Annotated in this window: 10 protein-coding genes; 4 read left to right on the plus strand and 6 right to left on the minus strand. The window is 65.9% G+C overall.

Annotation, left to right across the window (positions count from 1 at the left end; all coding sequences use genetic code 11):
* The first annotated feature begins 320 nt into the window (after positions 1–320).
* Positions 321–1,496 carry a hypothetical protein gene (locus ACREPD_RS03565; RefSeq protein ID WP_431598016.1) on the plus strand — a complete coding sequence of 392 codons (1,176 nt, stop codon included), beginning with the start codon at positions 321–323 and terminating at the stop codon, positions 1,494–1,496.
* A 54-nt stretch (positions 1,497–1,550) separates the two neighbouring features.
* Here ACREPD_RS03565 and ACREPD_RS03570 read toward each other — a convergent pair whose 3' ends face one another.
* From ACREPD_RS03570 to ACREPD_RS03585, 4 genes are all read right to left on the minus strand, one after another.
* Positions 1,551–2,000 (minus strand): nuclear transport factor 2 family protein, encoded by a 450-nt coding sequence (locus ACREPD_RS03570; protein ID WP_431598017.1) that lies wholly within the window; start codon positions 1,998–2,000, stop codon positions 1,551–1,553.
* Positions 2,001–2,048: 48 nt separating this feature from the next.
* Positions 2,049–2,867 carry a type 1 glutamine amidotransferase domain-containing protein gene (locus ACREPD_RS03575; protein ID WP_431598018.1) on the minus strand — a complete coding sequence of 273 codons (819 nt, stop codon included), beginning with the start codon at positions 2,865–2,867 and terminating at the stop codon, positions 2,049–2,051.
* A 90-nt stretch (positions 2,868–2,957) separates the two neighbouring features.
* Complete coding sequence (locus ACREPD_RS03580; protein WP_431598019.1) at positions 2,958–3,974, minus strand: helix-turn-helix domain-containing protein; 1,017 nt, start codon at positions 3,972–3,974, stop codon at positions 2,958–2,960.
* A 152-nt stretch (positions 3,975–4,126) separates the two neighbouring features.
* The gene (locus ACREPD_RS03585; RefSeq protein ID WP_431598020.1) at positions 4,127–4,780 is read right to left on the minus strand and encodes a hydrolase; all 654 of its coding nucleotides are present in this window, start codon (positions 4,778–4,780) and stop codon (positions 4,127–4,129) included.
* Positions 4,781–4,937: 157 nt separating this feature from the next.
* Between ACREPD_RS03585 and ACREPD_RS03590 the strand changes: the two genes are divergently transcribed.
* Complete coding sequence (locus ACREPD_RS03590) at positions 4,938–5,834, plus strand: LysR family transcriptional regulator (protein ID WP_431598021.1); 897 nt, start codon at positions 4,938–4,940, stop codon at positions 5,832–5,834.
* A 43-nt stretch (positions 5,835–5,877) separates the two neighbouring features.
* On the plus strand, positions 5,878–6,279 hold the full coding sequence (gene arsC, locus ACREPD_RS03595; RefSeq protein ID WP_431598022.1) for an arsenate reductase (glutaredoxin): 402 nt from the start codon (positions 5,878–5,880) through the stop codon (positions 6,277–6,279).
* A gap of 4 nt (positions 6,280–6,283) precedes the next feature.
* Here the strand turns inward: arsC and ACREPD_RS03600 are convergent, their stop codons facing one another.
* Together ACREPD_RS03600 and ACREPD_RS03605 are read right to left on the minus strand one after the other, a co-directional pair.
* Positions 6,284–8,716 (minus strand): PAS domain-containing protein, encoded by a 2,433-nt coding sequence (locus ACREPD_RS03600; protein ID WP_431598023.1) that lies wholly within the window; start codon positions 8,714–8,716, stop codon positions 6,284–6,286.
* A gap of 215 nt (positions 8,717–8,931) precedes the next feature.
* Positions 8,932–11,487 (minus strand): TonB-dependent receptor plug domain-containing protein, encoded by a 2,556-nt coding sequence (locus ACREPD_RS03605; protein WP_431598024.1) that lies wholly within the window; start codon positions 11,485–11,487, stop codon positions 8,932–8,934.
* Between the two features lie 285 nt (positions 11,488–11,772).
* Between ACREPD_RS03605 and ACREPD_RS03610 the strand changes: the two genes are divergently transcribed.
* A complete protein-coding gene (locus ACREPD_RS03610) occupies positions 11,773–12,687 on the plus strand; it encodes a bifunctional helix-turn-helix transcriptional regulator/GNAT family N-acetyltransferase (protein ID WP_431598025.1) in 915 nt (304 codons plus the stop codon).
* Positions 12,688–12,814: the final 127 nt, after the last annotated feature.

A 12,814-nucleotide genomic window follows, 5' to 3' on the forward strand; every position in this document is an offset into this window, starting at 1 on the left:
GGTGAAGCGGTGGTATCAGCAGGAGTTCGTTGAATATTGCGCCGGATGGCTGGGCGACTTTGCGACCGCTGCCAATGTGCCGGAGGCCGGGTACTGGTCGATCTTGCAATCGCGCCATCTTGACGCGTTCGGTCCCATGTCCTGAGTTGAAGGGCTGTCGGATGTCGTCAGCATCCATGAATTTTTACATAAAGAGATCAACGTCTTAAACAGCAATTTTGGGCGAATGCGTCACTGCGAATCCTCGCCTGAGCATCGAATTACTATCCAATTATTAGTCTGCTTTGTAATTTACAAAGCCGTCCAATAATTGGTGTGTAATGACCGGCAAGTTGCGATTTGAGCGCCCTGAGCTTGCGGCAAAGATGGCTGCCTCCGTGTCGGGTCGCCAGAAGTGGAACAGCGACGCGGACGGGCTGTTCCTCGCGGCACCGAGGCGCACCGGTAAGTCCACCTTTCTCAAGGGCGATTTGCGGCCAGCCCTGGAAGCACTCGGTGCCGAAGTGATCTACCTGGACTTCTGGTCAAATCTGCGCCTTGACCCGGCAGAATTGCTCTACGCCGAGATCAGCCGCGCTCTGCTTGCCAACGCAGGCTTTGTCGCCAGAATGGCCGAGCGCACCGCGCTGACAAAGGTGCAGATCGGTGCTGGCGGCGGATCGCTGGCATTCGACCCGACCAGAATCGGCAAGGCGCCCGGCTCGTCGCTGATGGCAGCCCTGCGCGAGCTTGCGGAGGTGACGGGAAAGGCCATAGCACTGATTCTGGACGAGGCACAACATCTGACGGTCAGCCCGCGTGGGGAGGATGTGCTGAAAGAGCTGAAGGCTGCGCGCGATACGCTCAATCAACCTGACAACATCGTTCTCATGCTTGTCATGTCCGGCTCTGACCGCGACAAACTCGGCCGACTGACCAATTCAAAAGCAGCCGCGTTCTACGGCTCAAAGGTGAAGTTGCTTCCGCTGCTCGACGGCTACTACGTCGGCTGGCTGACCGGCCTGCTCGCGCAAAGCAATCCGAAGCTTGGTGCAATCAACATCGGCGCACTAAGCCATGCATTTGAACTCCTCGGTCATCGGCCGAAAGTGATGGACGATGCCATCAGCAACGCCCTGAATCCCGTCACCTGTGGAGGCCTGGCCTTCGAAGCGGCAGTGCTTGATCACGCGCAGGCAATCATACGGGCCGAGTACGAGCAGTATTCGGATCGCTTCATTGCACGCACCGCGATGCAGAAAGCGATACTGACCGTGCTGATGGAGAGCGGTGACACGTTTAGTCCCTACGGGGCCACTACGCTGAAGGCAATTAGTGATGTAGTGGGAAAGAGGGCGACCGCTACATCGGTGCAAGGCGCACTGGAGGCGTTACGCAAGCTGGACCCGCCCATGGTGTGGAAGTCCAACAGGGGTGAGTATGGGCTTGACGACCTGGGCATGGTCGACTGGTACGAACAGTTGACGACGCGCGGCGAGTGGCCACCCACAGCATGAAGGCGCCATTGGACGGCGCCTTCAGCATCAAGTCCTCTCAGGTGCGCAACCGCCTTACGGCGCAGCCGGCTTGCTCGTGCCGGTCCACGACTTGCTGATGATCATCCACTTGCCGTCGATCTTGGCCAGGCCGAGGTAGTCCACGCCATCCCAGCGCGGGTAGTCCAGGGATACCTTCACCAGTGCGCCGTGCGGGGTCACGTCCAGGATCTCGTACTTGCGGTGGCGCTTGTCCTCATCGGCGGCCGGCGCGCCGGGGAAGCCCTTCGCCCATTCTTCGGCGCTGACCTGCATCATGCCCTTGGTAACTGGCGAGTAGCCGACCACTACGCCGTCTTTCCTGAGTACCTGCAGGATGATCGTGGGGTCGCCGGCTTCGAAGCCGCGCATCATGGTCTGCATTACCTGGTCAACGGCTGCTCGGTCGTTGGTCTGCGCCATGACGGTGGCGGGAAGCAGCGCAAGAGCGGCGGAAAGGCAGAGGGTTCGGATCGCGATGTTCATGGCATTCCTGGTCTTGGTTGGGTTCGAGGGTGTGTGTGTCGTGGCGGATCAGTTGCTGGCCGCGCTGCCTGCGGGCTTTTTGGACGCGTTCTTGCGAAGCACCTCCACCACGGCTTCGGCGACGGGCCTGGCAGAGGCGTAGTTCTGCCCCGTGACCACACGGCCATCAACCTGGACATAGGGGTCTTCGGCGTCGATGGCGCTGAACACGCCGCCGCGCGCGGTGACGGTCTTGCCCATCAGGAACGGAAACTCGCGGAAGTAAGCGGCGTCGCGATCCTCGTGCTGTTCGGGGAAGCCGGTGATGCGCTTGCCAGCCAGCAGGCTCTGGCCGCCGGCCAGGGTGAGGTTCACGATGCCGGCGGTGCCATGGCAGACGGCCGAGACCACGCCGCCGTTGCGCTCATACACATGCAGGGCGATGCGCTGCAGGGCGGCGTTCTCCGGCACCCCGTACATGGCGTTGCTGCCGCCCACGTAATACACGGCGCGGTAGCGGGCGGGCTCGATCTGGTCCGGCGTGGCGGTGTTGCGCAGCCCGGTCATGATGCGGGCGTCCTTCAGGCGCGCCTCCACGTCGTCGCTGACATAGGCGTCCAGGATCGGCACGTCGCCGCCGTCCGGCGAGACGAAGTCCACGGCGTAGCCGGCGGCATGGAAGGTGTCCCAGGCATGCACCACCTCGCCGAAGCTCACGCTGGCCGGCAGCGCCGAGCTGCCGTGGAGCTTGGTGCTGGAGACGACGAAGAGGACGCGCTCCTGGCCGGCACGGCGGGCGTTGGCTGCCGCGTCGGCCTGGCAGACGCCGCCGGTCAGGTTGCCAATCAGCAGGAACAGCAGGGAGAGGATGTAACGGGAGGCGGTCATGGCGCTGGCTCGCAGGGAGGAGCCGCTACGCTAACCAATCGCTTTCAAATCAATATCTTGAAAACCGTTCCCGTACTGCTGGAATCGATTCTAGGAGACTGCCGCGGCCGCCCGGAATGCCGCCGGGGTGATCCCTTCGTGCTTCTTGAACGCGCTGTGGAAGGTGGACATGGACTGGAAGCCGGCCTGCTCGGCGACGAGCTCAAGCGGCTTGGGCGGCACCTGCCGCAGCAGCGCCTTGGCCTCCACCACGCGCAGCTGCGCCAGGTACTGCTTGAACGAGGTCTGGTTGTTGGCGTTGAGCAGCTGCGACAGCCGGGTCTGCGGCATGCCCAGGCGGCGGGCAAGGCGCGGCAGGGTAAGGCTGGCGTCCAGGTACAGCCGTTCCTTCTCCATCAGCTCCGCCAGCGCCTGCAGCTGGGCGGCCGCCTCGGTCTGGGGAATCCGGCGGTCCTGGTAGGGCTCGACCGTTGCCTGGCCGGAGCGTTGGCGCAGGTAGACCACCACGCTCAATGCCAGCACGAAGGTGAAGGACAGGGCGCCCACGATGTAGGAGGTGTAGCCGGCGGTGTAGTACGCGATCCAGATGATCCACACCCCCGCCAGCGCGCCCAGCAGCAGGGGACCCGTGGGCGCCCCCGCCAGCGCGGTGCGGTGGCGGTAGAGCTGGACCGCGGTCAGCAGCAGGTAGCCGAGCCAGACGTAGTTGATGCCCGGGGTGATCACATACCGCCACAGCTCGGGGTAGCCGGTGTAGGGCAGGAACAGGTTTGTCCCGACCGCGACCACCAGCAGCGCGGCCACATGCCAGCGGTCGATGCGCCACCGGCCGGGCGCATCGCTCTGGCACGCGCGCACCAGGAAGAACAGGCACGGGCCGATCAGGAAACAGGCGGTCAGGCCGAACTGCAGGACGATGCGGGGGATGTCGGGCCAGAAATAGAACGCCACCGACTTTCCGGTACGTACGCCCACGGCCAGGATCAGCAGCGACAGCCAGCGCAGTGGCGCCTGGCCCTGCGCGCCCCACCACAGGAACGACGCCAGCCCGATGCCATTGAACGCACCGAGCATGGCAAAGAAAAACAGCAGATGCTGGCTCAGCATGGTCGATCCATCGAAACACTCGGGCCTGGGTCAAGACCATTCTTGCATCCGGAGCGCGGCAGCGCACCTGCGCACCGGATTTCAGCACGGGCGTAACGGTGCTGTCCCGGGCCAGACGCCGGGGACAGCGGTACTACGGAGCGCCAGCGCGATCAGCCAGCGGGGGCGGGCACCGGCGTGTTGAGCAGCTGCTGCTCCCACAGGTAGGCGATACCGCTGCCGGCGGCGTGCTGCTTGAAGACCTCGGTCACTTCGGCCACGTGCTCCGGCCGCGCCCAGTCGCGCTGCCATTCGCCGGCAAGCGCGATCCACGTCATGACGTTCGCGCCGGCGGCGATCATGCGCTGGATGGCAACCGCGTGCGCTTCGACCGACACCGCACCGCAGGCATCGGTGATGACGGTGACGTCCCAGCCTTCGCCCAGCGCCTGGATCACCGGCATGGCCACGCAGATCTCGGTCCACAGGCCCGCGATGATGAGCTGCTTGCGGCCGGTGGCCTTGACCACGTCCACCACGTTCTTGTCTTCCCAGGTGTTGATGAAGGTGCGGTCGATGACCTCCTGGCCGGGGAACACGTCGGTGATGTGCGGGAAGATCAGCCCGCCGCGTTCGGCGATCACGCTGGTGAGGATGGTGGGAACGCCGAAGGCCTTGGCGGTCTTGGCCAGCGCGGTAGCGTTGTTCACCACGGCCTGCGGATCGTGGCTGTTGAGGTTGGCCAGCTGGTACGGCTGGTGGTCGATGAGAACAAGAACGGAATCTTCGGGGCGAAGCAGCGAGGCAAGACCGTTGCGGAACGTCATGGGTTCATCCTGTAGTGGGCGGAGCGAAGCGAAGACAAACCTTGTCATCGCGGCCCGCACGCCGGTAGCCGCGTTCGGCGCCAAGCTGTGTCGCGCAATGCGGAACGCTGAATGGGTGGCAGCTGTGTCAGGCTGTCGGGGTGAAGGGGAGGCCAGAGTGGATATCGAAGACCTGCGCACATTCGTGGAAGTGGCTGATGCCGGCGGCGTGTCACCGGCGGCACGCCGGTTGGGCGTAGCCAAGTCCATCGTCAGCCGCCGGCTCGCGCGGCTGGAGGCGGCGCTGGGCGTGCAGCTGCTCGCACGCACCACGCGTGGCGCGGCGCTCACCGAGGCCGGAGCCACCTTCCGCGACCATGCCGCCCGTGCGTGCGCGGAGATGGACGCTGCCCGGGAAGCCATCCTGCCCAACGGCGACCTGCGTGGCCGGCTGCGCATTGCGGCGCCGCTGACCTTCGGGCCGACGCATTTCGCATCCGTCTTCGCGGACATGGCCCGGCGCCACCCGCAGCTCCACGTGCATGCGGCCTACAGCGACCGCTTCGTCGACATGGTTGCCGAAGGTTTCGATTGCGCCGTGCGCGTGGGCTACCTGCAGGATTCCAATCTGGTCGCGCGCTGTGTCGGGCCGCTCTACGGAAAGCTGGTGGCCAGCCCGGCCTATCTCGATGCGCATGGTTCGCCGGAGACGCCGGACGCGCTGGCCGCACACGAGGCGCTGATGCAGGGAACCGAGCCTTGGCAGTTCCTCGACGGCGATACCGTGCTGACCGTGCATCCGCGTGGGCGCTTCAAGGCCGACAACGGCACAGCGCTGCTGGCGGCAGCACTGTCGGGGCTGGGCATCGCCTGGCTTCCCGATGGGCTGACCCAGCCACATCTGGATACCGGTGCGCTGGTGCATGTCATGCCGCGCTACCCGCCACCGCCTGCCGGCATCTACGTCATCCGCCCCCCGGGACCGCACGCGTCGCTGAAGGTGCGGGCATTGACCGAGCTGCTGATCGCATGTTTCGACCAAGGGCCGAGCGACGACGGCCAGATAAGCTATTGACCACAGGTGCGCACAGCGCCTGCTTCAACGAACAGGAAATGCCATGAACGCCACCATTTATCACAACCCGAGGTGCGGCACCTCGCGCAATACGCTCGCACTGATTCGCCATTCCGGCATCGAGCCGGAGGTGATCGAGTACCTGATTCACCCACCCACTCGCGAGCGCCTGGCCCAGCTCATCGCCGACGCCGGACTGCACGTACGCGATGCGATCAGGCAGAAGGAAGCCCCGTATCTGGCGCTGGGCCTGGACGATGCCGCGCTCAGCGATGACGCGCTGCTGGATGCGATGCTGGCGCAGCCGATCCTGATCCAGCGCCCTCTGGTGCAGACCGAGCGCGGCACGCGTCTGTGCCGCCCGTCGGAAGTGGTGCTGCAGATCCTGCCGCCGCTGGCGACGCCGTTCACCAAGGAAGATGGCGAAGTGGTGGCGCCGCAGTAGCCGCTCAGCCGGGTTCGCCGAGCATGGCGCGCACGCGCGTTGCCAGGGCGTCCAGCGCATACGGCTTGCCGATGAGCTGCACGCCCGGTGCCAGCACACCGTCGTGCTCCAGCGCGTTGCGGCTGTAGCCACTGGTGAACAGCACTTTCAGCGCCGGGCGGCGGCGCAGCGCTTCGTCGGCCAGTTCGCGTCCGTTGACCTCGGGCATCACCACGTCGGTGAACAGCAGCGCGATGTCAGGGTGGGCATCGATCAGCTTCAACGCCGCCGCCGCGCCATCGGCGGCCAGCACCGGGTAGCCAAGCTCGGTGAGCACGTCGATGGACAGCTGCCGCACTGCCGGCTCGTCTTCGACGATGAGGATCAGTTCGCGGTCCTTGGCCCCGCCGCCAGGTCCTGCGCCGGCGCCCGCTGCGCCCGGCACGTCGATGGGACCGGTGTGGCGGGGCAGGTACACCCTCACGGTGGTGCCCTGGCCGACCGTCGAGCAGATCTTCACGTGACCGGACGACTGTTTGACGAAGCCGTATACCTGCGAAAGGCCGAGCCCGGTGCCCTGTCCCACCTGCTTGGTGGTGAAGAACGGTTCGAAGGCCTTGGCGATCACCTCGGGCGGCATGCCGGTACCGGTGTCGGAGACCACCACCGTGACGTACTGGCCGGCGGGAACACCCGGGTGATCTGCGGCACTGGCGGGGGAGACCTCGCAGTTGCCGGTTTCCACGGCCAGCCGGCCGCCGCCGGGCATCGCGTCGCGCGCATTGACGGCCAGGTTGAGGATCACGTTCTCCAGCTGGTTGGCATCGGCGTGGATCCACCACAGCCCCTCGGCCAGCGCGGTTTCCAGGCGCACGCTGCGGCCCAGCGAATGCGCGAGCAGGTCGGACATGCCGGCCACCAGCCGGTTCGCATCCACCGGCACCGGCTGCAACGGCTGCCGGCGTGAGAACGCCAGCAGGCGCTGGGTGAGCTGGGCGGCACGCCGCGCACCGTCCAGCGCCATGTCGATGTAGCGCTTGGTGCGCGGGTCGCTGTCGCCCAGACGCGTGTCGAGCAGGTCCAGCGGCCCCATGATGGTGGTCAGCATGTTGTTGAAGTCGTGCGCGATGCCACCGGTGAGCTGGCCCACCGCCTCCATCTTCTGGCTCTGCCGCAGCGCGTCTTCCACCCGCGAGCGCTCGGCAACTTCTTCCAGCACGCGGCTTTCAAGATGCTCGTTCAACTCCTGCAGGCGTTGTTCACGATCGGCCAGTGCGGCCTCGGCCGCTTTGCGCCCGGACAGATCGAGCATGGCGCCGATCATGCGGAGCGGCTCGCCGCCTGCGCCACGCAGCACGGCACCACGGTCCAGCACGGCGGCATGACTGCCATCGGCGCGCAGGAAACGGTATTCCTCCGACCAGGTGGTCTGGTCGCTGTAGATCACCGCATGGATGCCGTGTTCCACCCGCTCACGATCGTCCGGGTGGATATGGTCCAGCCACCACTGCGCGCTGGTCTCGCTCAGGGCATGGCCGAACAGCGTGGCGAGCGCCTCGTTCCAGATCACCTGGCCGTCGGAGATCCGCCAGTCCCAGATCGCGTCGTTGGTGGCGCGCGCGGCCAGCCGGTAGCGTTCTTCCACTTCCAGGTGGCGTGCTTCGGCGGCCTTGCGGTCGGTGATGTCCAGTGAGGTGCCGACCAGGCCCACGATGTTGCCTTCGGCATCACGCAGCGGGGCCTTGGTCGAGAGCCAGTAGGCACGCCGCCCATCGGGGAAGCTCACTTCCTCTTCCAGCTGCTCGGTCTGGCCGCTGGACATCACCCGTTCGTCGGTGCGCATCACCGCTGCGGCCTGCGCCGGGTCACTCAGCAGCTCGGCGTCGGTACGGCCCACGTACTGCTCCGGCGGCACGCCGATCAGGTCGGTGGTGCCACGGTTGCCGATCAGGATGCGGCCCTGGCGGTCCTTGGCGTAGACCACGCCCGGCGCGGCCTCGACGAAGGAGCGAAGCAGGGTCTGCGCCTGATCGCGCTCGGCCTGGATACGGCGGCGGTCATGGATGTCGATGAGGACGCCGGGGAAATTGACGGCCTTCCCGTCCGCATCCAGGTCGACCCAGCCGATGGCTTCGATCCAGCGGTACTGGCCGTCGCTGCCTCGGGTGCGGTACTGATGCGCGTAGCGGCCACCGTTGCGCAGGGCGTCGGCGATCGCCGCCTGCAGGCCGGCCCGGTCGTCCGGGTGAACCTCCGCCACCAGCGCGTCCAGGCGCAGATCGCCGCGCGCCGCCGTTGGCTCCAGCCCGAAGGCACTGGCCAGGGCGTCGTCGATGGTCACCTGGTCGTGTGCCACATCCCAGAACCAGGTGCCGATGATGGCGCCGGCGGCGAGCGCCATCTTCACGCGTTCGGTGTCGCGCTCGGCGTGGCTGTCTGTCGAATCCGAAGGGTTCAAGAGCTGTACTCGCGGTCGTGGGGTCAGGCCCGGGGGATCCCTCCCCGTGGCCGGCAACGTATGGCAGACGCAATGAAGCGGTGCTGATTATGGCCGCAGCGCGTGGTGGTGGCGTATTTTCCCCTGGCGGCGAAGGCTGAACGGTTTGGCTGCGGCGAAAACGCAAACGGCGGGACCCCCCGGGATCCCGCCGCCTGTGCCCAACAAGTGCTTCCCTAGAACTTCCAGCCCACGCGTGCGTAGTAGAAGCCGCCATTGAAGCCGTACGGCGAGTGCACCGGATACTCGGCACCGGCCACGCCGCCCCAGGGGTTCTTGGCCGGCACACGGTCGAACAGGTTCTGCGCGCCGAGGCTGAAGTACAGCCCCGAATCAAACTTCCAGCCCACTTCGGCATCGACGATCAAGGCGCTGCCGCCGTAGATGGGCAGGCCGCCGTCGTCGGCGGAGATCACCCCGCTGTCCAGGTGGTCTTCGTACCAGGAGCTGTAATAGTTGAAGCGCAGGTTGGCGTGGAAGATCTGCCGCTGGTGGTTGATGCTGAAGTAGCCCTTGGTCTTGGGCAGCGACTTCTCCAGCTTGTACACCCGCGCCTCGTCGATGAAGTCGGGGTTGAAGCGGTCCACCTTGGTACGGTTCCAGTTGGCGGCCAGCGAGTAGGTGGTGGTGCCACCGAAATGGTCGCTGCGGTAGCTGGTGACCAGGTCCACGCCGGTGGTGGTGGTGTCGAACGCATTGCCGAAGTAGGTCACCTGCGAGATCGACGCCGCCTCCGGGTTGCCGCCGGCGACCAGCGCTGCACGTTCTGCGGGGGTGACCGCGAAGCTGGTGCTGAGCGCGATGCGGTCTTCCACCTTGATCTGGTAGCCGTCCAGGGTGAGCAGGTAGTTGCCTTCGGTCCACACCGCGCCGAAGGAAATGTTCTTCGACTCTTCCGGCGTCAACGGGCGGGCGCCCTTGAGCTGGGCGATGGGGTTGGTGGGCGGCAGGGTGGCGATGTCTTCCAGCGCGGTGCCGCCGAATACGGTGCTGATCTGGCTGATGTTGGCCTGGCCCGGCGTGGGGGCGCGGAAGCCGGTGTTGTAGGCACCGCGCAGGGCGAAGTGTTCGTTGAAGTCGAAGCGCCCGGTGACCTTGCCATTGGTGGTGCTGCCAAACGAATCGTAGTCTTCAAAGCGCAGCGCAGCCGCCAGCAGAAGGCGCTCGGTGACCTGCGCTTCCAGGTCGGCATAGGCGGCCCAGTTGCGCCGGTCGAAGGTGCCGGCGGTACGCGCACTGAAGCCGTTGAAGCCGTTGGAGCCCAGTGCGAAGCCCTGCTCGGTCAGCGGGCCGATGGCGGTGGACGGGCCATCGCCGGGGCTGATCTTGAAGCTCTCCTCGCGCCACTCCGCACCGGCCGCCAGGCGCAGCGGTTGGGCGGTGAAGCTGGTGGCGATGTCGCGGCTCACATCGACGTTGACGCTCTTCTCGGTCTGGGTGTTGCCACCCGGGCGGAAGTACAGGCCAGCCGGCTGGTCGGGGCCGAGCGAGGCGTTGACGGTGTTGTAGATGATGAACTCGATATCGTTGCGGCCCCACGAGCCGCTCACGTCCCAGTACCACTCGCCCAGGGTGCCCTTGGCGCCGGCGAACACCGAGGCGTCTTCCAGCTTGCCGCCGAAGCGCGGGGTGAAGCCGCCGGGCAGGCTGGACAGGAAGGTGTAGCAGTTGGCCGGCAGCGCGGCCACCGCGCCGCTCACCGTGGTGTAGGGCAGCAGGGTGCCCGCGCCGTCGCGCAGCGGAATGGTCGGGCACGCCCCGGCGCCGGTGAGGTTGCCCACCAGCAGGGTGTCGCCGCCGTCGTTGGAATACACACCCGAGCGCGACGTGGGGTCGCGGAAGTAGAAGCCGCCGTCGACGTCTCGCTTGGCGTAGTTGCCGAACAGGTACAGGTCCACGCTGTCGGTGGTGAGGCCGAGGTTGGCGACCAGCTTGAGGTCGTCGTCGACCTTGGGCGAACCCCATACCTGGGCCGGCTGGCCCACGCCGGGGTAGCCGGCGGCGATGGCGGCCGCCGCGTCATCGCGCTGCACGCTGCGCGAGGTGTCGTCGGCGTTGCGCCATTCGGCGGTCAGGGTGGCGAAACCGCGTTCGGTCAGCGGCAGGCCGATCTGCGCCGAGTACTGTGTGGTGAGCCCGTCGCCCTTGTAGTACTGGCCGGCGAACGCTTCGAAGGTGCCGCCTTCGCGCAGTTTCTTCAGACCAAAGTTGATGACGCCGGCGATGGCGTCGGAACCGTACTGGGCCGCCGCTCCGTCGCGCAGCACATCCACCTGCTCCAGCGCCAGGGACGGGAACACCGACAGGTCTGGCCCCTGCGCGCCATCGGAAAGACCATGGCCGAGGAAGGTGATCACGGCCGCGCGATGGAAGCGCTTGCCGTTGACCAGCAGCAGGGTGTTGTCCGGCGGCAGGCCGCGCAGGTTGGCCGGGCGGATCAGGCTGGCGGCGTCGTCGATGGGAATGGTGCTGACGTTGAATGAGGGGACCAGCACCTTGAGCTGGTCCAGGGCATCGGTGGCGCCCTGGTTGCGGAATTCCTCACCGCTGATGATGTCGATCGGCACGGCCGACGACGAGACGGTGCGCGGCTTGGTGCGGCTACCCAGCACCGACACCGTATCGAGGGTGGAAGTTTCGGCGCTGCCCGGGGGGCTGCTTTCCTGGGCCGCCGCGATGGAGCTGGTGACCAGCAGTGCGGTGGCCAGGGCCACCTTTACCGCAGATGCCAATGGCGAAAATGCTGTTGGAGCGTGAACACACTTGCCTATGCCGTAGTTCATGCATGCACCTTGCAGTCAGAGTCGAAGTTGTCGTTCGGTTGGTCGTTCTTCCCGTGGGTTCCCTGCGCGCCAGGGGCTTTTTGGTGCGCTGCACGAAGAATTAACAGAACGTAAACCGTACTGCAACGAATCTTTCGTTTTGAAGATATTGCATGGGTTATCGGTCACAAAATCAGCTTGCATCCTTGCTATAAGCAAGTAATAGTTGCTTCAAGCAAACTAATGGTCATTCTCATGTCCGAGCTGCTCAGCACTGCGATCGCGCAGGTTCGCGCGTTCAACCGCTTCTACCCGCATCACATGGGCGCGCTCGAAGCAGACATCCCGGCAGGTTTCTCGCTTACCGAAGTGCGCGTGCTGTTCGCGTTGGCCGACCGGCGGGGCGTGACCGCCGCCGAACTGTGCCGGGGACTGGACCTCAATGCCGGCTACTTGAGCCGGCTGCTGAGCAGCCTGGAAACGCGTGGGCTGGTGACTCGGCAGACCGCCGCCGCCGATGCGCGGGCCAGTGCGTTGGCCCTCACAGAGGCGGGCCGCGCGGCGTTTGAACAGTTGGATGTCGCTGCCAACGCGCGCGTCGGTGGTGTGGTGGCCGCGCTCAGTGGCGCCGCCCAGCAGCGGCTGGCCGATGCACTGCGCGAGGTGCAGTCCCTGCTCGCCGGTGCGCGCACCGACTACGCGCTGCGCGATCCACGCCCGGGCGACATGGGCTGGATCGTGCACAAGCAGGGCGCGCTGTATGCGCGGGAATACGGCTGGAACGCGACATTCGAAGCGCTGGTGGCCGACATCGTGGCGCGCTACATCCGCGAGCACGACCCGCAGACAGAGCGCTGCTGGATTGCGGAACAGGACGGTACGCCGGTCGGCTCCATCTTCGTGGTCCGCCACGATGCGCAGACCGCCAAACTGCGGCTGCTGTACGTGGACGCTACGGCGCGTGGCCAGGGCATCGGCCATCGCTTGGTGGAGGAGGCCATCGGCTTTGCACGTGCGGTGGGCTACAAGCGGATGGTGCTATGGACGAACGCCGCATTGACCGACGCCCGCCGGTTGTTCGAGACCACCGGCTTCGATTTCCTGACCGAACAGCAGGAACAGCTGTTCGGCAAGCCGCAGGCATCGCAGCTGTGGGCGCGGGAGCTGTAACGGCAGCACCGCATGCGCCAGTAGAAATACGGTACTGGTGGCGTTTCCCCGTTGTTACCATCCGGGCGAGGTCCCTGCCGGTGTGGCTGCGTCGGCATTCCACAGATGGCTTGCATCACGCTCTGGA

The sequence above is a fragment of the Stenotrophomonas sp. genome (assembly GCF_050737075.1).
GTDB lineage: Bacteria > Pseudomonadota > Gammaproteobacteria > Xanthomonadales > Xanthomonadaceae > Stenotrophomonas.